The organism is Methylobacterium sp. GXS13, from assembly GCF_001455965.1.
GTDB lineage: Bacteria > Pseudomonadota > Alphaproteobacteria > Rhizobiales > Beijerinckiaceae > Methylobacterium.
This window is the reverse complement of the sequence record NZ_LKKO01000030.1, coordinates 39,490-62,988: the sequence shown is the minus strand read 5'-3', so window position 1 is coordinate 62,988 and position 23,499 is coordinate 39,490. Positions and strand designations below refer to the sequence as shown.

23 protein-coding genes are annotated in these 23,499 nt (G+C 67.1%); 11 read left to right on the top strand and 12 right to left on the bottom strand.

The window, feature by feature from the left end; translation table 11 throughout:
- Window positions 1-34: 34 nt before the first annotated feature.
- Window positions 35-1,333, bottom strand: a complete 1,299-nt coding sequence (locus AO398_RS11355; protein ID WP_082643237.1) for an efflux RND transporter periplasmic adaptor subunit — start codon at window positions 1,331-1,333, stop codon at window positions 35-37.
- Between the two features lie 330 nt (window positions 1,334-1,663).
- On the opposite strand from AO398_RS11355, the gene AO398_RS11350 reads away from it, so the two are divergent.
- Window positions 1,664-1,885, top strand: a complete 222-nt coding sequence (locus AO398_RS11350; RefSeq protein WP_058192165.1) for a hypothetical protein — start codon at window positions 1,664-1,666, stop codon at window positions 1,883-1,885.
- A 287-nt stretch (window positions 1,886-2,172) separates the two neighbouring features.
- Entirely contained in the window at window positions 2,173-2,352 is a 180-nt protein-coding gene (locus AO398_RS11345; RefSeq protein ID WP_058192164.1) for a hypothetical protein, read from the top strand.
- 13 nt (window positions 2,353-2,365) lie between these two features.
- Here the strand turns inward: AO398_RS11345 and AO398_RS11340 are convergent, their stop codons facing one another.
- The 3 genes from AO398_RS11340 to AO398_RS29795 are packed head-to-tail and all read right to left on the bottom strand — an operon-like array spanning window position 2,366 to window position 4,295.
- Window positions 2,366-2,578 carry a hypothetical protein gene (locus tag AO398_RS11340; RefSeq protein ID WP_058192163.1) on the bottom strand — a complete coding sequence of 71 codons (213 nt, stop codon included), beginning with the start codon at window positions 2,576-2,578 and terminating at the stop codon, window positions 2,366-2,368.
- Complete coding sequence (locus AO398_RS11335; RefSeq protein ID WP_244498737.1) at window positions 2,575-3,174, bottom strand: cysteine hydrolase; 600 nt, start codon at window positions 3,172-3,174, stop codon at window positions 2,575-2,577. Before AO398_RS11335 ends, AO398_RS11340 begins: the two co-directional genes overlap by 4 nt.
- 8 nt (window positions 3,175-3,182) lie before the next feature.
- Complete coding sequence (locus AO398_RS29795) at window positions 3,183-4,295, bottom strand: GNAT family N-acetyltransferase (protein WP_348272358.1); 1,113 nt, start codon at window positions 4,293-4,295, stop codon at window positions 3,183-3,185.
- Window positions 4,296-4,530: 235 nt separating this feature from the next.
- Here AO398_RS29795 and AO398_RS11325 point away from each other — a divergent pair, with 235 nt between their 5' ends.
- From AO398_RS11325 to ureG, 6 genes are all read left to right on the top strand, one after another.
- On the top strand, window positions 4,531-5,544 hold the full coding sequence (locus AO398_RS11325; protein ID WP_058192161.1) for a LysR family transcriptional regulator: 1,014 nt from the start codon (window positions 4,531-4,533) through the stop codon (window positions 5,542-5,544).
- A gap of 68 nt (window positions 5,545-5,612) precedes the next feature.
- Window positions 5,613-6,233: an urease subunit gamma gene (locus AO398_RS11320; protein ID WP_058192160.1), complete on the top strand. Its 621-nt coding sequence runs from the start codon at window positions 5,613-5,615 to the stop codon at window positions 6,231-6,233.
- Between the two features lies 1 nt (window position 6,234).
- Complete coding sequence (gene ureC, locus AO398_RS11315; protein ID WP_058192159.1) at window positions 6,235-7,962, top strand: urease subunit alpha; 1,728 nt, start codon at window positions 6,235-6,237, stop codon at window positions 7,960-7,962.
- Window positions 7,963-8,080: 118 nt separating this feature from the next.
- Window positions 8,081-8,575, top strand: a complete 495-nt coding sequence (locus AO398_RS11310; protein ID WP_058192158.1) for an urease accessory protein UreE — start codon at window positions 8,081-8,083, stop codon at window positions 8,573-8,575.
- Window positions 8,541-9,251, top strand: a complete 711-nt coding sequence (locus AO398_RS11305; protein WP_244498736.1) for an urease accessory UreF family protein — start codon at window positions 8,541-8,543, stop codon at window positions 9,249-9,251. The genes AO398_RS11310 and AO398_RS11305 overlap by 35 nt, the downstream gene beginning before the upstream one ends.
- Before the next feature lie 9 nt (window positions 9,252-9,260).
- Complete coding sequence (gene ureG / locus AO398_RS11300) at window positions 9,261-9,878, top strand: urease accessory protein UreG (protein WP_058192156.1); 618 nt, start codon at window positions 9,261-9,263, stop codon at window positions 9,876-9,878.
- 21 nt (window positions 9,879-9,899) lie between these two features.
- Here the strand turns inward: ureG and AO398_RS11295 are convergent, their stop codons facing one another.
- The 5 genes from AO398_RS11295 to AO398_RS11275 all read right to left on the bottom strand — a co-directional run bounded on the left by AO398_RS11295 (window position 9,900) and on the right by AO398_RS11275 (window position 13,742).
- Complete coding sequence (locus AO398_RS11295) at window positions 9,900-10,124, bottom strand: hypothetical protein (RefSeq protein WP_058192155.1); 225 nt, start codon at window positions 10,122-10,124, stop codon at window positions 9,900-9,902.
- A 134-nt stretch (window positions 10,125-10,258) separates the two neighbouring features.
- Complete coding sequence (locus AO398_RS11290; protein ID WP_058192154.1) at window positions 10,259-11,032, bottom strand: ABC transporter permease subunit; 774 nt, start codon at window positions 11,030-11,032, stop codon at window positions 10,259-10,261.
- Entirely contained in the window at window positions 11,029-11,943 is a 915-nt protein-coding gene (locus AO398_RS11285; protein ID WP_152997492.1) for an ABC transporter permease subunit, read from the bottom strand. The genes AO398_RS11290 and AO398_RS11285 overlap by 4 nt, the downstream gene beginning before the upstream one ends.
- Before the next feature lie 52 nt (window positions 11,944-11,995).
- Window positions 11,996-13,051 (bottom strand): ABC transporter ATP-binding protein, encoded by a 1,056-nt coding sequence (locus tag AO398_RS11280; RefSeq protein ID WP_058192152.1) that lies wholly within the window; start codon window positions 13,049-13,051, stop codon window positions 11,996-11,998.
- A gap of 4 nt (window positions 13,052-13,055) precedes the next feature.
- Window positions 13,056-13,742, bottom strand: coding sequence for a Crp/Fnr family transcriptional regulator (locus AO398_RS11275; protein WP_007562140.1), 687 nt, complete (start codon window positions 13,740-13,742; stop codon window positions 13,056-13,058).
- Window positions 13,743-14,001: 259 nt separating this feature from the next.
- Here AO398_RS11275 and AO398_RS11270 point away from each other — a divergent pair, with 259 nt between their 5' ends.
- Entirely contained in the window at window positions 14,002-14,913 is a 912-nt protein-coding gene (locus tag AO398_RS11270; RefSeq protein ID WP_058192151.1) for a UDP-3-O-acyl-N-acetylglucosamine deacetylase, read from the top strand.
- Window positions 14,914-14,925: 12 nt separating this feature from the next.
- Here AO398_RS11270 and AO398_RS11265 read toward each other — a convergent pair whose 3' ends face one another.
- Window positions 14,926-16,212 (bottom strand): HD domain-containing phosphohydrolase, encoded by a 1,287-nt coding sequence (locus AO398_RS11265; protein WP_244498735.1) that lies wholly within the window; start codon window positions 16,210-16,212, stop codon window positions 14,926-14,928.
- A 101-nt stretch (window positions 16,213-16,313) separates the two neighbouring features.
- Between AO398_RS11265 and AO398_RS11260 the strand changes: the two genes are divergently transcribed.
- Entirely contained in the window at window positions 16,314-18,179 is a 1,866-nt protein-coding gene (locus AO398_RS11260; protein ID WP_058192149.1) for an ABC-F family ATP-binding cassette domain-containing protein, read from the top strand.
- A 161-nt stretch (window positions 18,180-18,340) separates the two neighbouring features.
- Here AO398_RS11260 and AO398_RS11255 read toward each other — a convergent pair whose 3' ends face one another.
- Window positions 18,341-19,642, bottom strand: a complete 1,302-nt coding sequence (locus AO398_RS11255) for an aspartate aminotransferase family protein (protein WP_058192148.1) — start codon at window positions 19,640-19,642, stop codon at window positions 18,341-18,343.
- Window positions 19,643-19,736: 94 nt separating this feature from the next.
- Here AO398_RS11255 and AO398_RS11250 point away from each other — a divergent pair, with 94 nt between their 5' ends.
- The gene (locus AO398_RS11250) at window positions 19,737-20,591 is read left to right on the top strand and encodes a LysR family transcriptional regulator (protein ID WP_058192147.1); all 855 of its coding nucleotides are present in this window, start codon (window positions 19,737-19,739) and stop codon (window positions 20,589-20,591) included.
- Between the two features lie 1,472 nt (window positions 20,592-22,063).
- Here the strand turns inward: AO398_RS11250 and AO398_RS11245 are convergent.
- Window positions 22,064-23,395 (bottom strand): MFS transporter, encoded by a 1,332-nt coding sequence (locus tag AO398_RS11245; protein ID WP_058192146.1) that lies wholly within the window; start codon window positions 23,393-23,395, stop codon window positions 22,064-22,066.
- Window positions 23,396-23,499 lie beyond the last annotated feature (104 nt).

Genomic DNA, 23,499 nt, shown 5'->3' with positions numbered 1-23,499 from the left:
GGCATCGGGGCCGCCCTGTCGCTGCGGATTCCGATCACGGATCGGCCTTTGCCGACCGGCTGGGACCCGACGGACTTGCGGCTGCCGTCTCGGCCTGCGCCGTATGGGCCGCGTGCGGATCGGCCACCAGACTGCCGTCCTGGACCTTGTACTGCCCGGCGGTGATCACCCGCTCGCCCGGCTTAAGATCGCCGGCCAGAACCTGCGTTCGGCCGGAATCCGAGCGTCCCGCCTTCAGCATCCGCTGATGTGCGTGGCCGGACTCGTCAATCACGAAGGCGAACAGTCCCTCCGGCCCGTGCTGAACCGCATCGTCCGGCACCGTCATGGCCGCCGCGACCGTACCGACCCGCATCCGGGTCGAGACCGACAGGCCGGGCCACAGGGCATGGTTCTGATTCTGAAACACCGCCTTCAGGCGGATCGTCCCGGTCGCGGTATCGACTTGATTGTTGAACAGGGCGAGCTTGCCCTCGGCCAACTTGGTCAGCCCGTCCGTGGTCCAGGCCGAGACGGGCACGTCGCCCGTCCGCAGGGCAGCGCCGATCGCGGGCAATTGGTCCTCGGGCGCCGTGAACACCACGAAGATCGGCTCGACCTGGGTGATGGTCACGATCGCCGACTGGCCCGCGGCGGTGACGATGTTGCCGATATCGACCTGCCGGAAGCCGGTGACGCCGTCGATCGGCGCCCGGATCGTCGCATAGCTCAGCTGTGTCGTGGCATTGTCGATGGACGCCTGATCGGAGGCCACCTGCGCAGTCAGCTGGGCGACCAAGGCCGTCTGCGTCTCGGTCTGCTGGCGCGACGCGTAGGCGCCGAGACCGGTGTAGCGGACCAGATCCACCTTGGCGTTGTTGAGGTTGGCGGTGTCCTGATCCTTTTTGGCCTTCGCCTGGTCGAGGGTGGCCTGGTAGGGGCGTGGGTCGATCTGGACCAGGATATCGCCCTTGCGGACGTTCTGGCCCTCGCGGAAGGCGATCTGGTGGATCTCGCCGTCCACCCGGGTGCGCACCTGAACGGTGTTGTAGGCCTGGACCGTGCCCAGCCCGTTCGATACCAGCGCGAACGGCCCCTGCTCGACCATCCCGACCGTCACCGGCACGGGAGCCGGCGCCGCGGCCTTCGCCTTGGTGACCGGGCGCTGGGTCGTACGCACGTAGCCGTAGGCCCCACCGCCTACGAGGGCCAGGGCCACGATCGCCGTTACCAAACCGCGGGATCGCCGCGGCTTCTGTTTCACCCTCATCGGCCGCGGGCCCCCTCCGCCTTGGAACGCGACAGCCTCGTCCGGTCGAGTCGCGTCGCGCTGCCTGTCATCCTCGCTCAGCATGCCTGGGTGACCCTTGCGCGAACAGGCCGCGATGCGCGACGCCATCGTCCGACGGGATCGCGGCCCCGCTTGGAGCGCCAGCAAAGCAGATTGCATTCACTAGCATACAATCTACGCGGCGACATTAGGGCGCCTGGCCCAAAGCTGGCGCCGCGGTGCTCGAAATCCGCGCTGGACCCGCCTCGCGCGGCGGCGGTTGCCCTTGAAGGAAAGCCGTCGCAGAGGAGCCGGAATATCGGTTCGCCGCCGCGCCCGCCCCCTGGGATGCGGGTCGGCGCATCGTCCAACGCCGGCGCGTCCGGCCACGAAGTCTGGACATTGGGACGCCGTATGGCCGAGACGCTGGAACTGGACGGCTTGAACGAGCTACGCGCCGCCCTCCTCGAGGAGCGGCAGACCATCGTCGCCTCGGTGCGGAAGCTGCGCGATTCACGCCGGCAGAAAGGTACCTTCGTGCTCGGGGACGGCGCGGCCGCCGGGCCGCGGTTGGTGGCGGTGCAGCACCAGATCGACGTCGTCGAATCCATCATCGCCACGCTGACGAAGGCTTGAGGGCGCCCCTCCGCGTGGATGACCATGCGGCCGGGCGGGTCGGACAGGTGCCACGTCTCCGTGTCCGTTATGTTTCTCGCCTCTGCGCAAGCGGGCCGGCGGCTCAGACCGCTACGGGAACCGCATCACGGGTCCGCGCGGAAACATCCGCTTGTAGAGCGATAGCTGAACACCCGGGCCGCCTGACGATTCGGTCCGGTTGTACAGGCAACGCCTGTCTTCGAGGCTGGACCGCATCAGTGCTGCGCTGATACCGGACCGCAGCTCAAGACGCGGGATGCCACGACATGGACGCCCTCGATCACACCGGTACGGCGCGTGAGATTGATCCGCCGACTGAGCCGCAGCGCAATCCAGACCTGATCGCGCTCTGGACCGCCTTGGAGGCGGATCGTCGCGCCGGCGACGAGAGAACGGCTCGGCTCCGGGCCATGCGCCTGATCGGCGGGGACGACGAGGCGGTCTGACGACTGGGCGTCGTCAGCTTTCTCCGCTTTCGCCGTAGCCGGGCAGACGTGACGCCAGGGCGAACCCCACAGCCATCGCCATGGCTTCGGCCTGCACGATCAGCGCGGTGTCGCCGCTGTCCCGAGCAGCCTTTAGCAGCCCGACTGCGTGCTGGCCGAGTCTTACATCGATGTCGTTCTCGTCACGTCTGCGCGCGTCGCGTTCGTGCGGGCGTGGACCGGTCATTGGCGTGCCGCGGGATTGGAAACGGTCGGCGTGGGCCTGTAGGGCGCCGACGCCGCAACCCAGGATTGGGTGTCCATGACATCCGCAAAGACGCGCATGACGGCGCTCACCGAGCGATGGATGTCGTCGGCCGAGATGCCTTCGAGATCATGGCTGGCCGAAGCATCGGCCAGGAACGTCACTTCCTGGCCCCGATGGAAGCCGTCGATCGCCGTGGCGAGGCAGGCGGCCTCGCCCGCGAAGCCCGCGATGACCAGTTGCGCGCCACCGCGCTCCATCGCGTCGGCGAAGGCGGGGCTGGCGTAGCAAGAGGGTCGATCCCGGTCGAAAATCATGTCGCAGCCATGCGGCTCGAAGCCTTCGATCCAGCGGGCGAAGCGCGTGCCCGCCTGAAACAGTGGTGCCCCGATCCAGCGCACGTAGGCGACCGGGATGCCGCTCTCCCGGGCGTGATCCAGGGCGAGCCGACATTTCTGTAGGGCCGGGGCGATACCCGCGAGCGCCAGTGGCCGGCCAGCGATCTCGTATTCCTGCTGCATGTCGACCAGCACCAGGACGGGAACGCTGCTCGGCCGGCGATAGAGCGCCGGGTTCACGTGCCGGGTCACCGCGCGGCCTGCCCGTCGACGGAGGGCCGCGTGACGGCCCGCCCGCGGGACCGGTCGAGGGCGCCGGCCTTGTGCCACCGGCCCTCGGGACGGATGATCACGTAGGGATCGATGCCGATCCCGATCGCTTCCGGATGCGGCTCCGCCTCCATCAGCATCTCGACATAGTCGAAATCCGAGAACACCAGCTCCTGTGCACCCTCGAACACCCGGAACCCGAACCGGCTCCAGAATCCGACGAGGCGCTTCTGCGCGTGGCCGTAGAGGCGGCGATAGCCCTTGACCCGGGCCAGCTCGATCCCGGCCCGGACCAGCGCGAAGGCCATCCGCGTGTTGCGGTACTCGGCTCTGACGGCCAGACGCTCGATCTTGGCGAAATCGGCGAAGAACCGGATCCGCAGGCATCCCGCCGGCTCGTCGCCGACATAGCCGATCAGGTGCGTCGCCGAGAGGTCGTTGCCGTCGAACTCCTCTTCGTACGGGCAGGCCTGCTCGGCCATATAGACCGCGGCGCGGAGGGAGATGACGCGCGCCAAATCCTCGAAGCTGCGCGCGACCGCTACGCTGACGCCGGCGAGGCCGGGGCGGTGGCTGTCATAAGGGGGCGTTGCCTCCGGCACGGATGCACGAGCGAAGTGATAGAGACGGCCGTTGGTCCCGCCGCCCGTCGTGAAGCCGAGGGCAGTGAGTAGATCGGCCCCCTCCGGGGTCGCTGCCCGGGCGTAGAAGTCGATGCCGTGATACAGGGGGCTCGACAGGCGGTCGAAGACGAGGCCGACTCCGCCGGCGAGGCGACGGCGGGCATAGACCGCCCAGATGTAAATCGCCGCCGGACGCTCGTGCTGGGCGGCCAGCATGGTCGCTGGCGGCTCGGCCGCGTCGGAGGTTCCCGCCTTGAGGGCTGCAAGCCCGTCCGCGTTCAGCATCAGGCAGGCGACGAACCCCTCCCCGCGGGGCGCCGCCGCGTCGAAGCGGTGGCGTTGAGCGATTGCCACGATGCTGTCGGGGTTGGTCGACAGCACCCGTTGGACGGTAGCAAGGGGAGCGAGGTCCGGCAGGTCGACGCGAGCCGCCTCCATGAGGCAGGCGAGGTCGTCTGGCGTCGGCATGAAGACGACCAAGTGTCGAGCGACACGCTCGACCCGCATCGACTGGAGACCGTGTCGCGGCTGCGGAAGCAGGGATGTCAGACCGAGCCCCGTTGGGTCCTGTGCCTGAAATCGGGAATGGGCGACGTGCACCGTCATCGGATGACCTGTCATTCGGGAACGGATTGACGCTGCAGCACTTCGCATCTAGCGCACGGGTTGTATGTGCACGAATTGAAACAGGGGTGTTCCGGCGATGGAACGGGTCGAGATCGACCACGCCGCGATGCCTGATTGGCAAAGCGTTCGGGTGTTCCTGACCCTGCACCGATGCGGGAGCTTCCGCTCGGCGGCGGTGAAACTGGGCCTCTCGATCAACTCGGTCCGACGCCAGGTCGGCGACCTAGAGGCGCGGATCGGAGCGCCCCTCATCACTCGTCACGTCGACGGAGTCCGCCTCACCGCAGAGGGGCGCTCGATCCTGGATGCGGCGACCCGCATGGAAACGGCCGCGTTCGGCCTCATGCTGGCCGGTGAAGCCGCCCCGTTTGCCGAAATCGGTGAGGTGCGCATAGCGGTCACCGAAGGACTCGGCGCATTCTGGCTGGCACCGCGTCTGGTGGAGTTTCAGCGGGCCAATCCGCGCCTGACGGTCGACTTGCGCTGCGCCATGGAATCCGCAGACGTTCTGCGTCTGGAAGCTGACGTCGCGATCCAGCTCACGCGACCGACCAGCCCGGACCTGCGGATGGTCAAGCTCGGACGCATGCACGTCATGCCTTACGCCGCGCGCAGCTACGAGCAGCTCTATGGCTTGCCGGATAAGCCTGCGGACCTCACGCGTCACCGCATCGTCGTGCAGGCCGCAAGCCAGACGATCCGTCTGGAAGACTATGCAAGGGACCTGCCCGGCTTCCCTGCCGAGATCCCGGTGACACTGAAGATCAATGTCAGCAGTGCCTATTACTGGGCCATCGCGAAAGGCGCTGGGATCGGTCTGTTGCCGACCTATGCCACCGCCATCGGGGCACAGGTCGTGCCGGTGGACAATCTTGGCCTCTTCGGCCTCGACATCTGGCTCACCTACCATCCGGATGCCGAGCGGATCGGCCGGGTGCGTCGCGTGATCGATTGGCTGCGCGCGTCCTTCGATCCCGCTCGCTACCCGTGGTTCCGGGATGAGTTCATCCATCCCCGCGACCTGCCCAGTCGGATCCGGGGTGAGGCGCTTCCTGACCTCTTTGCTGGCTTTACGGCGATGTCGGACTGATCAGCGGAAGCCTTGACCCCGCGGCGCGCATGATCCTTGCTCCTGTCGCCGCGACGACGAGGTATCCCGTGCTGCTGACGCCCCGCGAGAAGGACAAGCTGCTCATCGCCATGGCGGCGCAGGTGGCGCGCAACCGTCTGGCGCGCGGGGTCACGCTCAATCATCCCGAAGCGATCGCGCTGATCACCGACTTCGTGGTGGAGGGTGCGCGCGACGGGCGCAGCGTCGCTGAACTGATGCAAGCGGGAGCGAACGTCCTCACCGCGGATCAGGTGATGCCGGGCATCGCCGAGATGATCCCCGATATCCAGGTCGAGGCGACCTTTCCGGACGGGACGAAGCTCGTCACCGTGCATCACCCGATCCGGGGGGCAGCCTCCACCGACGTGCCCGGCCGGGTCTCGACGCTGCCCGGCGAGATCGTCTTCAATGCCGGCGCCGACCGCACCGTGATCGAGGTCGCCAATACCGGCGACCGGCCGGTTCAGGTCGGCTCCCACTACCATTTCTTCGAGGTCAATCCGGGTCTCGTCTTCGAACGCGAGAAGGCGCGCGGGCAGCGTCTGGACATCGCGCCGGGTACGGCGGTGCGCTTTGAGCCGGGTTCGACTCGGGAGGTGGTCCTGGTGCCACTCTCGGGCGGACGCGCCGTGTATGGTTTCCGCGGTGACGTGATGGGCAGCCTCTGAGATGGCCAACATGCCCAAGCCGGCCGCCCTCCCCCGCGCCGCCTATGCCGACATGTTCGGCCCGACCACCGGCGACCGTATCCGACTCGCGGATACATCCCTTGAGATCACGGTCGAGCGCGATTTCACCACCTACGGCGAGGAGGTGAAGTTCGGTGGCGGCAAGGTCATCCGCGACGGGATGGGCCAGAGCCAGGTCACGAACGCGGCGGGCGCCGTCGATACGGTGATCACCAACGCGGTGGTGCTCGACCATTGGGGCATCGTGAAATGCGATGTCGGCATCGTGCGCGGACGGATCTTCAGGCTCGGCAAAGCCGGCAATCCCGACGTGCAGCCCGGGATCGACATCATCGTGGGTCCCGGCACCGAGGTGATCGCCGGTGAGGGCAAGATCCTCACAGCCGGCGGCTTCGACAGCCACATCCACTTCATCTGCCCGCAGCAGATCGAGGAGGCTTTGTGCTCCGGCATCACCACCATGCTGGGCGGCGGCACCGGGCCCGCGCATGGCACCTTCGCGACCACCTGCACCCCCGGCCCCTGGCACATCGCCCGGATGATCGAGGCTGCCGACAGCTTCCCGATGAACCTCGCCTTTGCCGGCAAGGGCAACGCCTCCCGCCCCGAAAGCCTCGTCGAGATGGTGCGGGCCGGGGCCTGTGCGCTGAAGCTCCACGAGGATTGGGGCACGACGCCCGCGGCGATCGACACCTGCCTGTCGGTGGCGGACGCCCACGACATCCAGGTCATGATCCACACCGACACATTGAACGAGTCGGGCTTCGTCGAGGACACGATCGCGGCCTTCAAGGGGCGCACCATCCATGCCTTCCATACGGAGGGCGCGGGCGGCGGTCACGCGCCGGACATCATCAAGGTCGCCGGGCTGCCGAACGTCCTCCCGTCGTCGACCAACCCGACCCGGCCCTACACGAAGAACACGATCGACGAGCATCTCGACATGCTCATGGTCTGCCACCACCTCGATCCGTCGATTCCCGAGGACCTCGCCTTCGCGGAGAGCCGGATCCGGCGCGAGACGATCGCGGCCGAGGACATCCTGCACGATATCGGTGCGCTCTCCATGATGTCGTCGGACAGCCAGGCCATGGGCCGGGTCGGCGAGGTGGTGATCCGCACGTGGCAGACCGCCGACAAGATGAAGCGCCAGCGTGGCGCGCTTGCGGGCGACGCCTCCGGCACCGACAACCTGCGCGCCCGGCGCTACGTCGCCAAGTACACGATCAACCCGGCCATCGCGCACGGCGTGTCGAAGCATATCGGCTCGGTGGAGCCGGGCAAGCTCGCCGATCTGGTGCTCTGGACTCCCGCCTTCTTCGGTGTGAAGCCGGATCTGGTGCTGAAGGGCGGCTGCATCGCGGCCGCGCCGATGGGCGATCCGAACGCCTCGATCCCGACGCCGCAGCCGGTCCATTACCGTCCGATGTTCGGCGCCTACGGCCGCGTGCCCTACGCGACGGCCCTCACCTTCGTCTCCCGGGCGGCGGTGGAGGACGGGTTGCGGGAGCGGCTCGGGGTGCAGAAGCAGCTGGTCCCGGTGGAGAACGTCCGCGGCGGTATCTCCAAGAAGGACATGGTGCTGAACGACGCGACGCCGGTGATCGAAGTCGATCCCGAAACCTACGACGTGCGGGCCGACGGCGAACTCCTGGTCTGCGAGCCCGCCGAGGTGCTGCCGATGGCGCAGCGCTATTTTTTGTTTTGAACGATCACTGGGCAGTCTGACGTGAACGTCCCCAATCACGGGCGGCTCATGATTGAGCCGGCACTGGACGAAGGATTCCTGCCGAGGGGGTCCACCTCGATGGATCGGCGGTGAGATCATGATCCGCGCCACTCGCATCCTCCGCCGTGAGCATCTGTCCGGCGGCGAGATCGTCGACCGGGTCGTACTCGATTCCGGCGCGCGCCATCGCCGCCGCGTCGCCATGCGCGGCGCCGGGGGATTGGCGTTTCTGCTCGATCTGCCGGGGGCGGCCGTGCTGGAGGACGGCGACGCGCTTGTGCTGGAGGATGGCCGCCTCGTCTGGGTCGAGGCGGCACCGGAGCGGCTCCTTGAGATACGTGCCGCGAGCGATCAGGCCCTCAAACGGCTGATCTGGCATATCGGCAACCGGCATATTCCAGCCGAGATCGGTATGGAGGCTGTCTGGATTGCCTACGACCATGTCCTGGCCGACATGGTCCGGGGCCTGGGCGGCACCGCCGAACCGGTGGACCGTCCGTTCCGGCCGGAGGGCGGCGCCTATTCCGGCGGTCATGCCCACGGCCATGATCACCCGCATGGTGGGCATCATCACCACCACGCCGATGGCTGAGGGCCTGGACGCATTGCGCCTGATGGCGTGGTTGTCACCGGGCTATCCGGTCGGCGCCTATGCCTATTCGCACGGGCTGGAATGGGCGGCCGAGACCGGTGACGTGCGTGATGAGGCAAGCCTTACCGACTGGCTGGCCGATGTCTGCGAGCACGGCACCCTGCACAACGACCTGATCCTGGCAGCCCATGCCCATCGGGCGGCATCCTCGTCCGAACCGGAGAGGATCGTCGAGATCAACGATCTTGCTTTGGCCCTTGCGCCGTCGCGCGAGCTGCATCTGGAAACCAGCCAGCAGGGCCGCAGCTTCCTCGACGCCACCCTGGGCGCCTGGCCCTGCGAAGCCCTGGCGGCTCTGGCTGGGCATCTCCCGGGCGCGGTGGCCTATCCGGTGGCGGTCGGTGCGGCGGCGGGCGCCCATGGAATGGCGCTGCCGTCCCTGCTGGCCGCGTACGGCTTGGCCTTCATCCAGAATCTCGTTTCGGCGGCGCTGCGGGCGGCCCCGGTCGGGCAGGCCGCGGGCACGCGGGTGATCGCGGCCCTGACACCGCGCATCGTCCGACTCGCCGAGGCGGCCCGAACGGCGGATCTCGACGCGATCGGATCCGCCACGTTCCGCCTCGATCTCGGCTCCTTCCGGCACGAGACGCAATATTCCCGCATCTTCCGATCCTGAGGACGCAGCATGACATCCGCGAACGGCCCTCTCCGCGTCGGTATCGGCGGCCCGGTGGGCTCCGGCAAGACGGCGTTGATGGAGCAGCTCTGCAAGCGTTTCCGCGACCGCTACGAGATCTGCGCGATCACCAACGACATCTACACCAAGGAGGATGCCCGGATCCTGACCGTGGCCGGGGCCCTGCCGGAGGACCGTATTCTCGGCGTCGAGACCGGCGGCTGTCCGCATACGGCGATCCGCGAGGATGCCTCGATCAACCTCGCCGCAGTGGCCGAGATGAGCCGGCGCTTTCCGAAGCTCGATCTGGTGCTGATCGAATCGGGCGGCGACAACTTGGCGGCAACGTTCTCGCCGGAACTCGCCGATATCACACTCTACGTCATCGACGTGGCCGGCGGCGAGAAGATCCCACGCAAGGGTGGCCCGGGTATCACCCGCTCCGATCTCCTGATCGTCAACAAGACCGATCTGGCGCCGCTCGTTGGGGCCGACCTCTCGGTGATGGAGGCCGACACCAAGCGCATGCGCGGCACGCGGCCCTACGTCTTCGCGTCCTTGCGAGGCGGCGACGGGGCCGATGATGTCGCCCGCTTCGTCGAGGAGGCCGGTGGCCTCGGCCGCTGATCGCCCCTCAAGGCGTCGAGTTCAGCGACCGGCCTCCGCCGAGCGCGATCTTGCCGACGCCTTCGGCGTCAGGCCCATCAACGCATCGAGCCGGCTCATCCGGGCATCGAAATCCTTCACCACCGTTTCCCGCGCCTTGACGGCGGGATCGGGCAGCGGCTTCGCGTGGACGCGGGCCGAGCGGGCGTCGGCCGCTGAAACGAGGAGGAGCGTAGCAAGGGGTAGCAATGTCAGAGCGCGAATCATGACGAGGGTCCCTCATGGATTCACTGCTTGGCGCAGCGGGCTCACCGCGAGAGTATGGTCGCTGAAAGCTTGGCTGCGTGCGCGAGCGCACCTCTCGCGCGACGCCTTCGGCGCGCGGCCGGACGACGATCGCGTTAGGCCTGCGAGCGCCGGACGGTGAGCCACGAGGCCAGGAGCACGAAAGCGCTGACCAGCACGACGAGCAGCGTCGAGGCGGCGTTGATCTCCGGATTCACCCCGAGCCGGACCTGGCCGTAAAGCCGCATCGGCAGGGTGGTCGCGCCCGGGCCCGAGACGAAGCTCGCGATCACGAGGTCGTCGAGCGAAAGCGTGAAGGCGAGGAGGGCCCCGGCGAGAACCGCGGGGGCGAGCAACGGCAGTGTGATGGTGAGGAACACCCGCAACGGCCCGGCGCCGAGATCGGCGGCCGCCTCCTCGAGACCCTGATCCAGGCCGCGCAGGCGCGCCGCCACCACGACGGCCACGAAGCCTGTGCAGAAGGTTGCATGCGCGATCACCAGGGTCGCGATGCCCCGGTCGACGCCGATGCCGATGAACATCAGCAACAGAGATAGGCCGATCATGACCTCCGGCATCACCATCGGCCCGAAGATCAAACCGGTGAACAGTGCCCGTCCGCGGAAGCGGCCGTGGCGCTCCAGGGCGAGGGCTGCGAGGGTTCCGAGAATCGTGGCGATCAGGCTTGCGAGCAGCGCCACCTGCAGCGAGACCCAGGCCGCCGCCATCAAGGGGGCGTCGGCCAGAAGCGCACTGTACCACTTCGTAGAGAAGCCGCCCCAGACGGTCACCAGGGATGAGGCGTTGAACGAGTAGGCGATCAGCACCAGGATCGGCGCGTAGAGAAAGGCGAGCCCGAACACGAGGGCGGTGCGGGTCACCCAGGTCACGGGCGGCCCTCCTCGCCGGAGCGCAAGCTGTCGCGGAACAGCACCACCGGGCCGATGATGATCGCGAGGATCAACACCGCCACCGCCCCGACGAGCGGCCAGTCGCGGTTCGAGAAGAACTCGCTCCACAGCACCCGGCCGAGCATCAGGGTCTCTGAACCGCCGAGCAGGTCCGGGATGACGAACTCGCCCACCATTGGGATGAAGCAGAGACCGGCGCCGGCCGCGATCCCGGGTAGGCTCAGCGGCAGGGTCACCGTCCAAAAGACCCGGGTCGGCGAAGCGCCGAGATCCGCCGCAGCCTCGCGCAGGGCTGGGTCAAGGCGGTTCATCACCGCGTAAAGCGGGAGGACCATGAACGGCAGGTAGGCGTAGACCAGCCCGACGATCACCGCGGCGTCGGTGTTCAGGATGATCAGCGGCTGCGAGACTAGGCCGAGCCGCAGCAGGATCAGATTCAGCAGGCCCTCGGGCTTGAGGATCGCGATCCAGGCGTAGATCCGGATCAGGAAACTCGTCCAGAACGGCACCACCACCAAAGCGACGAGGAGGGGCTGCCGATGCGACGGCGCCCGGGCCAGCGCGTAGGCGAGCGGCGTACCGACCGCGACGAGGATCAGGCTCGCGACTGCTGCGTAGGCCAGCGAGCCGAGGGCGGCGTCGCGATAGAGCGCGTCCGCGGCGAGCGTCGCGTAGTTGTCGAAGTTCAGGGCTTCGAGAAAGGCCGACCAGCCGTCGAGGCCGCCCTGCCAATCCAGCACCGGTAGGTAGGGCGGGATCGCCGTGGCCGGCTCGGACAGGCTGATCTTCAGGGTGATCGCGAAGGGCAGCAGGAAGAAGGCCGCCAGCCAGAGAAGCGGCGGCAGGCGCACCAGCCGGTCGAACAGGCGCCATGGACTTCCGGCTCTCATGGCCGCCATCCGCGGAGGCCGACCGTACCGGCAAGCGTGATCCGAGGCCGGGTCATGCCGGCAGGATCACGGCATCGGCGCTGGCGAAACAGGCGCGGGTTTCCGTGCCTATCGGATCGCCCGCGTCGTCCGGCCGGCCGCTCGACCGCAGCAACGTTCCATCGGGAAGGCGCAGAGTCCGGCGCAGACGGTCGCCCAAAAAGGTCGCGTCGGCGATCGTCACCGGCAGCCCTTCGGTGCCGACGATCAGGTTTTCGGGGCGCACCGCGACGACCACAGAAGCGCCCTCCGACAGCGCGGTCGCAGATGCATGGACAGGCCCGTGCGGGGTCTGCACCATGCGGCTGTCGCCCGCCTCGACAGGGCCGAGCCGTCCGGGGATGAGGTTCACATCACCGAGCAGGCCAGCCACGAACCGGTTGACCGGGCGGCGATACAGTTCGGAGGCCGGTCCGACCTGAGCGAGCCGGCCGCCTTCCATGACGCCGATCCGGTCGGCCAGCATCATCGCTTCCTCCGGATCGTGGGTCACCACCACGAAGGCGGTTCCGAGGCGGCGCTGCACGGCCCGCAACTCGGCCTGGGTCTCCTCGCGCAGGCCGCGATCGAGGGCGCCAAGGGGTTCGTCCAGCAGGAGCAGCTTCGGCTCGCGGGCGAGCGCGCGGGCCAGAGCGACCCGCTGCCGCTGGCCACCGGAAAGGGACTCCGGCCGACGATCGGCGAAGCCGTCAAGCTGGACGAGGCGCAGCAACTCCGACACCCGGGCGGTGGCGGCGGTCCGGCCCAGTCCCGCGAGGCCGTAACCGACATTCCTGGCCACGCTCATATGCGGGAACAGGGCGTAGGACTGGAACATCATGTTCACGGGCCGCCGATGGGGCGGCAGGGCGGTCAGGTCCTGGTCACCGAGGCGGACACGGCCCGAACTCGGGGTCTCGAAGCCCGCGATCATGCGCAGCAGCGTGCTTTTCCCGCAGCCGGACGGCCCGAGCAGGCAGAAGAACTCCCCGGGATCCAAGTCGAGGTTGACCGCATCGACGGCGACGTGTGTGCCGAAGCGTTTGGTCAGATCCTCCAGCCGCAGGCGCAGCGCGGGTGCATCCGCCAAGGCGTCAGGAATCCTCGCGCAACGCCTCGGCCACGCGCGCCTCGAGCAGGTCCGGCCGGCGCAGGACCAGGGCGCCGCGGGTGCGGTCGACCAGCCCCTCGGCGGCCATGGCGGTGAACTCGCGGGTGACCTGTTCGCGGCGGCAGCCGATCCGGGCGGCCAGCACATGATGGTAGGGTGGCGGCGACACGACCCGCTCCCCCGACGTGCCCGACCGCGGAACCGAGAGGCGCAGCAACTCGGCATAGAGCCGGTGCTTCAGGTCGAGGAGCGCATGCTCCATAAGCCGGGTGTTGAGTTCGCGCACGCGCTTGGCCAGCAGACGGAACAGCCGGTCGGCGATGGCTTCGGAGGCGAACACCATCTGCCGGAACACGGCGGCCGGTACCACGCAGACCTCGCCGCGGGTCAGCGCCGTGACGTTGGCCGAGCGGCCGATGCCGTCGATGGCCGCGAGCTCGCCGAAGAAGGCGCCGCCGCGCATCTCGCCCAGGATCACCTCCTTGCCGGACTGGGTCCGGTTCAGGATGCGGACCTCGCCGGAGGCGATGAAATAGACGTCCGTGGAGATGTCGTCGAAATCGACCAGCACCTCGTTCTCGTCGAAGCGGCGCCAATGGCAACGGGTCTCGAACGGACCGAGCTCGATGCCCGGATCCTTGAAGAAGGGTATGGTCCCCAACCGCGCCATCGATCCTGTTCCTTCGGCCCCGGCCTCCGTCCCTGCCCTGACGGGGCCGACCAGCAACTCTGGGCCAGCAACACTTGGGACGGGAGCTGCCCGCATCTCGGAGCCGCGCGCCGACATGGCCGCGCTCGATCGATGAGGCAAATGTGATCGTGACGGCCGCGCGCTGGCCGGTCAAGCCGCGCTTGGTTGAACAGGAGTTTATTAGCGGGAATCGGTGAGGAGGGATAATTTCCCGCGCCATGGCGCCCGACGAATCCCGATGCACCAAGAGTTCGACCTTGCAGATTTCACGTCCGGCCCGGTCATGCCGATCAGCCGGTGCCAGGCGACATTGGCCGATGCGTTCGAGCGGTCCGGCCACAGCTTGCATTCGGGCCGCTATGCCACCATCCGGGTCTACCCGGCGCCCGCAGGGCACGGGATCGTCTTTCGGCGACGCCTGAAGACTGGCCGCACGATCGATGTGCCCGCCTTGTGGCAGTATCGGGAATCGCAGCCTCTCTCGGCGGCAATCCGGCGCGACGGTGCGCTGGTGCGCACCATCGAGCATCTGATGGCATCCCTGCACGCGCTGCGCATCGACAACGTGCTGGCCGAGATCGATGCGGACGAATTGCCGATCTTCGACGGCAGCGCGCTGCCCTGGTGCGAGGCCATCCGGGGCGTCGGCCGGGCCGAGCAGCCCTTCCCCTGCCGGGTCATCCGGATGCGCCGGACGGTGGCGGTCGAGGATGGGCGCCGCCGCATCCAGATCGAGCCAGGCGCGGGCCTTTACGTCACGGGCCATATCGCGCTGGCGCATTTCGGCTCGATGGACTGGTCCGGCCCGATCACGCCGGACAGCTTCGTGCGCGAGATCGCGCCGTCACGCAGCTTCGGCCGATACTTTCGGGCCATGGCCGGCCGCGCCTATGGCTATGCAACGGGACGGGACTTCCTGCAGGGCGTCTCACCGCGCACGGCGGCGCTCCTGATGCGCGGTCGCGTGGTCGGCGGGATGCACGTCCCGGCCGAGCCGGTCCGTCACCGCGTCCTCGACCTCATTGGCGACTTGATGCTGGCTGGCCATCCCGTGGAGGGCCGGGTCGCGGCCTTTCATACCGGGCACGAGTTGAACCACGCCTTGGTCGGGTCGCTGCTGCGCCAGATCAACGCCTGGGAGCTGGTCTGAACGGACATTGGCTCAAGCCGTCATCCTCTGGGCCGGCTGTTCGCTGGCCACGGCGACTTGGCGGAAGGCCCGGACGAGATCGCCATCGAGCTTCGGGCCCATCGCCGTCAGGATCGCGTAGGCTTCCCGGATCGACTTCGGAGCCTTGTAAGGGCGGATTTCGATGAGCGCCGCGAAAATATCGCAGATCGTGATCAGGCGGACGAGATCCGGAATCTCGGAAGCCCGCAGCCCGTCAGGATAGCCCGACCCGTCGAGATATTCGTGATGCGAGCGGACGGCTGCGAGCGTCCCGGCGTCGTAGCTCCCGTCGATCAGCATGGCATGGCCAATTGCCGGATGCCGATCCATCTCGATCCGCTCATCCGGGGTCAGCGGCGCCGGCTTGTTCAGGATAACCAAGGGGATCCGCGCCTTGCCGATGTCGTGCAGCAACGCGCCCTTGGTCAGGTGATGAGCGTCGGCCTCGTTCAGGCCCAGGCTCTGGGCGAAGGCTGCGGCCAAGCCGGCGACCGTCAGGCAATGCCGGTGCGTCACATCGTCGAAGCCAGCGACGATGTTCAACCAGTCGCGGACCTTCGTTTCGCGGATTGCCCGGTTGACGATGGTGGTGCCGGCATCGACAAGCGCGGCAGGCGGCGCCGTGTCGCCGCGGAAGATCGCCGCGAAGGCGGACCGCGCCTCCTCGGCGCAGCGCCGCAGGTCACCACCGTCCCCGAGCTCTGATCCGGCCTTGCTGAGGGCGGAGATCGTGTTGGCGAGCAGCATGTTTGCCGCCGAGGCGGGAAGGCTCCGGGTGGCCCCAAGGGCGGTCGCCTGGATCTCGCCGCGCCCGAGATTGCCATGAATCAGCGCGAGGAACGGCGTGGCCCTGTTGCGCGCGACGGCGAGCGCCCGGCGCAGCCGGAGGACGGCATCCGATGTCAGCGCGCTCACGTCGCTGATGACCAGCGTGGCGCCCGTCGGCGGCTCTGCGTCGCCGTAGAGATCGTGGACGACGAGGTCCGGACCCCCGCCGAGATTGCGCACCAGGCGCTCTCCACGGCCGAGATCATCGGTCAGGATCACGGTGCGACCCAAAACGCCTCTCCCACCACACGCCTTCCGACGGGCGTACCAATCAGCGGAACGGCCTTCACCGTCCCGCACCGCAACCTGGAAAGCCAGGCTTCCGGTCAACCGCCGCTGATCGAGCGGCTCAATGTCTACGGCATAAGCACCGATGAATGTCACATATTCGTCCGAGAGTGATGCGATTCCGTTAAAGGGACCTCCGACGTTTTCGGATTTCAGCACCACAATAAAGTTTCCGCCAATGCGACTGCTTGCTCAGCCCGGCGGCAGACGACAGCGCTGATAGGGCGCTTGCCTCCCCGGGCTCGGACGGCCAGAACGCCGCCATGCTGCGCGTCCATGACCTCACCTATCGCATCGGCGACCGCCTGATCCTCGATGCTGCGAATTTCTCGATTCCGGAAGGGGCGCGGGTGGGGCTTGTCGGGCGCAACGGCGCCGGCAAGACGACGCTGTTTAAGGCGATCCTCGGCGATCTGTCGGTGGACGCGAAATCGGTGTCGCTGCCCAAGGGCATGCGGATCGGCGCGGTCGCCCAGGAAGCCCCGGCCGGCCCGGAGACTCTGCATGCGGTGGTGCTCGCCGCCGACACCGAGCGATCCCGGCTGATGGCGGAAGCCGAGCATGCCGACGGTCTGCGTCGGGCCGAGATCGAGACCCGGCTGGTCGATATCGGCGCGCATTCGGCGCCCGCGCGCGCCGCCGCGATCCTGCACGGGCTGGGCTTCGTCGCGGCCGCGCAGGCACGCCCCTGCTCGGACTTCTCCGGTGGCTGGCGGATGCGCGTGGCCCTCGCCGCCGTGCTGTTCTCCGAGCCCGACCTGCTGCTCCTGGACGAGCCGACCAACTACCTCGATATCGAGGGCACGCTCTGGCTCTACGATTATCTCGAGCGCTACCCACGCACTGCGATCATCATCAGCCACGACCGCGACCTGCTGGATACCAGCGTCGATCACATCCTGCATCTCGACCGCGGCAAGCTGACGATCTACCGCGGCGGCTATACGAGCTTTGCCAAGCAACTCTCCGAAAAGCGCATGCTGCTCGCTAAGGCGAAAGTGAAGCAGGATGCCGAGCGAGCGCATCTGCAGAGCTTCATCGACCGGTTCAAGGCGAAGGCGACCAAGGCCCGCCAAGCCCAGTCCCGGGTGAAACGGCTCGCCAAGATGGAGCCGATCGCGGCCCTGATCGAGGACGACGTGCCGGTCATCCATCTGCCGAGCCCGGAAAAGCCGCTGTCGCCGCCGATCGTCGCGATGGAACGGGTCAAGGCTGGCTACGGCGACCGGGTCGTACTCAGCGGGCTCGACCTCAACCTCGCGCCCGACGACCGAGTCGCTCTGCTCGGCGCCAACGGCAACGGCAAGTCGACCTTCTGCAAGCTGATCGGCGGGCGGATGGGGCCGATCGCCGGGGAAATGCGGCGCTCGTCCAAGATGGAAGTGGCGTATTTCGCCCAGCATCAGCTCGACGAGCTGCGCCCGGCCGAGAGCGCCTACGCGCATGTGCGCACGCTGATGCCGGACGTGCCGGAGGCGAAGGTGCGCTCGGCCACCGCCCGGCTCGGCTTCGGCGCCAACAAGGCCGACACGCCGGTGGAAAAGCTCTCCGGCGGCGAGAAGGCGCGGCTGCTCATGGGGCTCGCAGCCTTCCACGGCCCGCACCTGCTGATCCTCGACGAGCCCACCAACCATCTCGACATCGAGAGCCGCCAGGCCTTGGTCGAGGCGATCAACGACTACGAGGGCGCCGTCATTTTGGTGAGCCACGACCGCTTTCTCGTCGAGGCCTGCGCCGATCGGCTATGGCTGGTGGCCGACGGCACGGTGAAGACCTTCGACGGCGATATGGACGATTACCGCCGCTTCGTCCTGTCCGGACCGGAGCGCGAGGAGACGCGCGACGCGGAGCCGGCGGGCGGCCAGAAGGCCGAGGCCCGCCGGGCCGGCGTCGAGCGCCGAGCCGCCCGCGCCCCGTTGCGGAAGAAGCTCGACGGGATCGAGGCCCGCATGGCCAAGCTCATCGCGGCGATCCAGAAGATCGACGCGGCGCTAGAGGATGGTTCGGCCTTCCGGGAGAATGCCGCGAAGGCTGGCGAGATTGCCAAGATGCGCGCGGACGCGGCAAGCGCGCTGGCCGCCGCCGAGGAGGAATGGTTGATGGTCAGCGAAGAGATCGAGGCGGCCTGAGGCATTGTTTCCAGGACTGATCACGATAGCCCCGGTTTCAAAAGGTCTCCGACCTTTTGCGGGTCCCAGGCAGAGCCCTGGTCTCTCGTGGGCCAAGCCCTGAAGTCTTGTCCCGAACACCGCCAAAGGACCTGCCCTTTGGTATCCCGGTCTTGGGCGCCTTACACCGAGGCTTCGAGGGCACGCTCAAGGATGTCGACGCCCTGATCGATTTCCGCATCCGAGACGGTCAGCGGCGGGGCGATGCGGAACACGCCGCCCATGCCGGGCAGCTGAACGATGTTCATGCTGAGGCCGCACTCCAGGCAGCGCCGGGTGATCGCATCCCCGAGTTCCGGCGCCGGGACCTTGGTCCCACGATCCGCCACGATCTCCATTCCTTGCAGCAGCCCGCGCCCGCGCAGGTCGCCGATGCAGGCGAAGCGCTGCTGCAACGCTCGCAGGCGCGCCGATAGCCTGTCGCCGGCTTCCGCGGCTCGAGCAGCGAGGCCGTCCCGCTGGACGATCTCCAGCACCTTCAGGCCCACCGCCGCCGGAAGCGGGTCGGAGACGTGGGTGGTGTAGAACAGGAAGCCGCGCTCGTGGCAGCGTTCCTCGATCTCGGCCGTGGTGACGAGTGCCGCGAGCGGCAGGCCGGCCCCCAGGGTCTTCGACAGGGTGAGGATGTCCGGCACCACGCCGTCGCGCTCACAGGCGAACATCAGGCCGGTGCGGCCGATGCCGGTCTGGGCCTCGTCGAGGATGAGAAGCATGCCCCGCTCGACGCATTTGCGCTTGAGGGCCGCCAGATAGCCGAGAGGCAAGTCGATGATGCCGCCTGAGCTGAGGATCGGTTCGGCCAGGAAGGCTGCGAGATTGCCGGTGGATTGCTGGTCGATCAGAGCGAAGGCGTAGTCCAGCTCGGCCTGCCAATCCACGGCGCCGTCCTTCTCAAAGGTCGGGCGGTAGGCATTCGGAGCCGGGATCGCGAAGGATCCGACCGCGGCCGGGCCGTAGCCCTTGCGTCCGGCGCTGTAGGTCGCCGCGGCGGCGCCCGCGGTCATGCCGTGCCAGGACTGGGCGAAGCTCACCACCTCCCAGCCACCGGTGGCCAGCTTGGCCATGCGCAAAGCCGCCTCGTTGGCCTCGCCGCCGGTGGTGAGCAGCATCGCGCGCTCCAGGCTGCCGGGCGCGAGGCGGGCGAGTTCCGTGGCAAGATCGACCACCGGGCGGGTGAGCATGCCGCTGAACAGATGGTCGAGATGCGCTGCGTGATCGGCCACCACGGCGGCGATCTCAGGATGGCCGTGGCCCAGAATGGCGCTCATCTGGCCAGAGGTGAAGTCGAGGATGGCGCGACCGTCGGCATCGTAGACGAAGCTGCCCTGCGCGCGCTCGATGATCAGTGGCGCGAAGGTCCCCCCGTAACGCACGAGATGCCGGCGCGCCCGGGTCCAGAAATCGGGGTCTGCGTTTCGGGACATGGCTTGCTCCGATCCATTGAAAGCCAAGCCATGCTAAGGACGGGAACTCCATCATGGTAGCTTATAGATCTGAACCGAGGCTTCAGAAATCCTGATGGCTGCAAGCCTGGACATCGACCTCTTGCGCAGCTTCGCCCACGTCGCCGAGAGCGGCGCTTTGAGTCGGGCCGCGGAACGGGTCGGACGCAGCCAAGCCGCGCTCAGCATGCAAATGAAGCGCCTGGAGGACATCGTGGGCCATCCGCTCCTGAGCCGGACCGGTCGCGGTGTGGTCCTGACGGTCCATGGCGAGCGCCTTCTGGTCCATGCGCATCGGATTTTGGCCTCGCACGACGACGCCCTGGCAGAACTCACCGGTGGTCGCCTGGACGGGACGCTGCGCTTCGGCTGCCCGGACGATTACGCTGACGCCTTCTTGCCGGCGTTGCTGCGCAGCTTCGCCCAGCTCCATCCGGCCGTGGTGATCGAAGTCGTCTGCGCCGCGACGCCCCGGCTCGTGAGCCAGTACGAGCGGGGCGGCCTCGATCTGGCGCTGATCTCGGTCCCCCTCGATGCCGAGCGGGCGATCCTGCGCCGCGAGGCGCTCGTCTGGGTCGGTGCCAAGGATGGCGCGACCGACCGGCCGGACCCGCTCCACCTCGCGCTCGGCGACCCGGATACGCTCGACCATCGCGCGGCGCTCGCGGCCTTGTCTCAGGCCGGGCGCAGCTACCGGATCGCCTATGCGAGCGGCAGCCTCTCGGGCCTTCTCGCTGTGGTGCGGTCCGGGCAGGCAATCGCGGTGCTCACCCGGGCCGCCGTACCCGGCGATTTGCGCGTCCTTTCGCGAACCGCCGGCTTACCGCCCCTGCCGAAGATCGGTCTCGTGGTCCGGCTCGAGGAGCGACACGCCTCGCCGCTCACCCGCGCCTTCGCGGCTCATATCCGGACCCTGCTGCCAGTTCTGTGAAGCGTCAGAACTGGTCTGAATCGCCGCCCGCCCGCCGCTCAGCCGAGCGCAGATGGACTGAACGTGCAGGCCGATATCTCTGCCCCGGATCACCGCGGCGGGAACCACTGGTCCGTGATTTTGGGCCAAACCGAAACGATCTTCTTGTTATCGACATTGATCCAGTGGATATCCAAGCCCGGATGCTCGGTTTTGAAGTCCTTATAGTGCGAATCGTTGCACAACAGGTAAAGGTGATTGCGCTCACGAGGTTCGTGTCCACTTGGGTGATGCCATCGAGATGGGCATCCCATCGCGCGGCTTCTTCCGCTTGGCGAACCGCCTTGCGCTCGACTGCGTTCGGGTCCGCCGAGGCCGGCGTATCGCTACCGCCAACCGGATGCGCTGGGTTCGCAGACGCACTGCCGGCTTCGATATCGGAACGAGCATATCCGTCGCGCGCAGGTTCAACGGCATTCTGAGCGTCGTTGGTCTGTGGCGGCTCAGGCGACTGCGGAACTATCGCAGCTGTATCCTGCCCCGGGGCTCTCGCTTGGACAAGGGACAGGACGGCATCAGCTGTCTGTGTCGAGAGGGCGTAGGTCAACCGCGGATCCAGCGCCACTGGCACGGGCAGCGCACCCGCGATCACCGATGCCACGCGCTCCGGAGCATGCGCCTGTAAGGGCGTCAAGGCAGCAACGGAGGACGGCCCTACAGGACTGACAGCGAACATGTTACCGGCTCCGGAGGATTGGCCTAAGGCCATGCCACATGATGATCACACCTCGACGTAGATTGATTTGCTCAATCGCCGAAACGACGATGGTCGAATATTTTGTTATTGTGGTGGTTTCGCAATAAAAGAGCGGCAAATATATCGTTCCTGTTTTCGAGCGCTGCGCGTTCGAAATTGTACATTCCCGAAGGTATTGCCGGACACACTGGCTGGCGCATCCCGGTTCAAAATCAGAACACATTACACATGCATCAATATACGCAGGTCAAAAATTAATATGCACTGTCAGCCGAAATAATCTGCGCAACACAATTGTGAAATTATCGACATCTAATGCATGGCGCACGGTCATCATGCGATCATCTTCCGAAGGCTATCGTGGCCGAGGAAGTAAAGGCTCGGACCGTCATACTCCAAGCTTTGCAATAGGCACACCGTAGCATTGGCTTGTCAATGTGCCCTGCCGTCTAGCGGCGCACATGGAGACCTACAACAATCCCTCGCAGATAGTATTTATACCGATCGAAAGAGCGCGCTGAAAGCTCATTAACGTCGGGAGAAATTGGCGACACTGGTCCTGTGTCTCGATCCACCATCTATACCGGCCGCCCTTCTAATTGTCGCCAAACCATAGAAATCTATGGGCTGGACGGGCAACGCGCCGGTCAGAAGGCCTGGGCCGCGGTCGAAGCGTGTATGCGCAAGTCATGGACCCGTCGCGAGAGCGTGCTCGGCCAGCGAATCGGCGGCTGGCTCAAGCCCTAGCCGCCGCAGCGTTCTGAGCGCGACCACGCCCGAGCCCGATCACCAGCAGACAGCCGGCGCCCGAGAGCGCAACGAGCGGCAGCAGGCCGAGCGGGTAACTGCCGGTGGCGTCCTTGATGACGCCGAGCAGGTAGGTCCCGACGAACCCGCCGATATTCCCGATGGCGTTGATCTGCGCGATACCGGCCGCCGCAGCGCCTGCCGACAGCCATTCGGTCGACAGCGCCCAGAACGGGCCTTTCACCATGTATGTCGCGGTCACGGCGAGGCACAGGATCAGGATCGTCGGAAGCAACTGGGTGGTGGCGATCGAAGCCGCAAGGCTCAGCGCCAGCAGGCCGAGCGGCAGCGCGGTGTGCCAGACACGCTCGCGCCTCCGATCCGACGAGCGGCCCCATAGGATCATCAGCACCGAGGCGATGCCGAACGGAATGGAATTCAGTAGTCCAGTCTCCAGGTTCGTCAGCCCGAACGACTTGATGATCTGCGGCTGCCAGAGTGACAGGCATTGACTGGCGCCCGAGGCGCCTGCGTAGATCAGTGAGGCGGCCAGCACGTAGCGGTTACGCATCACCTGCCAGACCGAGAGATGGCGGGCTGGCGCCGCCTCGCCCGCGACCATGGAGCTGCGCTCGGCGGCAAGCCGGTCTTGGAGCCACGCGCTCTGCTGCGGTGTCAGCCAGCGCGCCCGGCCGGGCCCGTCGGGCAGCACTGCGAAGGCGATGATGCCGAGCAGCACGGCCGGGAGGGCCTCCAGGATGAACAACCACTGCCAGCCGCGGAAGCCGAGCATCCCGTCGGTGTTGAGGATCGAAGCGGAGATCGGCGAGCCGAGGAAGCTCGAGATCGGGATCGCCACCATGAACACGGCCACGATCCGTCCCCGATAGGCCCGGGGGAACCAGTAGGTGAGGTACAGGATCACCCCGGGAAAGAAGCCCGCCTCGGCCGCACCGAGCAGCAAGCGCACCGCGTAGAACGAGGCAGGTCCGACCACGAAGGCCATGGCCGCCGATACCAGCCCCCAGGTGATCATGATCCGGGCAATCCAGATCCGGGCGCCGAATCGCTCCATAGCGAGGTTGCTCGGCACTTCGCACAGCACGTAGGACACGTAGAACAGGCCGCCGCCCAGCCCGAACTGCGCCGCCGACAATCCGATATCGTGGTTCATCTGCAAGGCGGCGAAGCCGGCATTCACCCGGTCCACGAAGGCGATGAAGTAGGCGAGCATCAGGAACGGCAGGATCCGCCAGGTCACCTTGCGTAGGGTCGCCCGTTCGATCTCCGGGATTGCATCCGGCACGTTTGTCGGGGCCATCGTAATCCTCCGGGCTCTGGCACGTCCGGCTTGGATCAGAGGCGACGGGGCTTCCAGTACCAGCGCACGACAACTTCGCTCGACTGTCATGGCTCCGCATGACG

Coding starts and splice junctions, on each gene's coding strand:
- AO398_RS11255 (WP_058192148.1), bottom strand. CDS start 19,642: ATGTCCCGAAACGCAGACCCCGATTTCTGGACCCGGGCGCGCCGGCAT.
- ureC (WP_058192159.1), top strand. CDS start 6,235: ATGGCCAACATGCCCAAGCCGGCCGCCCTCCCCCGCGCCGCCTATGCC.
- AO398_RS11310 (WP_058192158.1), top strand. CDS start 8,081: ATGATCCGCGCCACTCGCATCCTCCGCCGTGAGCATCTGTCCGGCGGC.
- AO398_RS11245 (WP_058192146.1), bottom strand. CDS start 23,395: ATGGCCCCGACAAACGTGCCGGATGCAATCCCGGAGATCGAACGGGCG.
- AO398_RS11260 (WP_058192149.1), top strand. CDS start 16,314: ATGCTGCGCGTCCATGACCTCACCTATCGCATCGGCGACCGCCTGATC.
- AO398_RS11250 (WP_058192147.1), top strand. CDS start 19,737: ATGGCTGCAAGCCTGGACATCGACCTCTTGCGCAGCTTCGCCCACGTC.
- AO398_RS11350 (WP_058192165.1), top strand. CDS start 1,664: ATGGCCGAGACGCTGGAACTGGACGGCTTGAACGAGCTACGCGCCGCC.
- AO398_RS11270 (WP_058192151.1), top strand. CDS start 14,002: ATGCACCAAGAGTTCGACCTTGCAGATTTCACGTCCGGCCCGGTCATG.
- AO398_RS11355 (WP_082643237.1), bottom strand. CDS start 1,333: ATGCTGAGCGAGGATGACAGGCAGCGCGACGCGACTCGACCGGACGAG.
- ureG (WP_058192156.1), top strand. CDS start 9,261: ATGACATCCGCGAACGGCCCTCTCCGCGTCGGTATCGGCGGCCCGGTG.
- AO398_RS11340 (WP_058192163.1), bottom strand. CDS start 2,578: ATGACCGGTCCACGCCCGCACGAACGCGACGCGCGCAGACGTGACGAG.
- AO398_RS11345 (WP_058192164.1), top strand. CDS start 2,173: ATGGACGCCCTCGATCACACCGGTACGGCGCGTGAGATTGATCCGCCG.
- AO398_RS11285 (WP_152997492.1), bottom strand. CDS start 11,943: ATGAGAGCCGGAAGTCCATGGCGCCTGTTCGACCGGCTGGTGCGCCTG.
- AO398_RS11275 (WP_007562140.1), bottom strand. CDS start 13,742: ATGGCGCGGTTGGGGACCATACCCTTCTTCAAGGATCCGGGCATCGAG.
- AO398_RS11295 (WP_058192155.1), bottom strand. CDS start 10,124: ATGATTCGCGCTCTGACATTGCTACCCCTTGCTACGCTCCTCCTCGTT.
- AO398_RS29795 (WP_348272358.1), bottom strand. CDS start 4,295: ATGCCGACGCCAGACGACCTCGCCTGCCTCATGGAGGCGGCTCGCGTC.
- AO398_RS11305 (WP_244498736.1), top strand. CDS start 8,541: ATGGTGGGCATCATCACCACCACGCCGATGGCTGAGGGCCTGGACGCA.
- AO398_RS11325 (WP_058192161.1), top strand. CDS start 4,531: ATGGAACGGGTCGAGATCGACCACGCCGCGATGCCTGATTGGCAAAGC.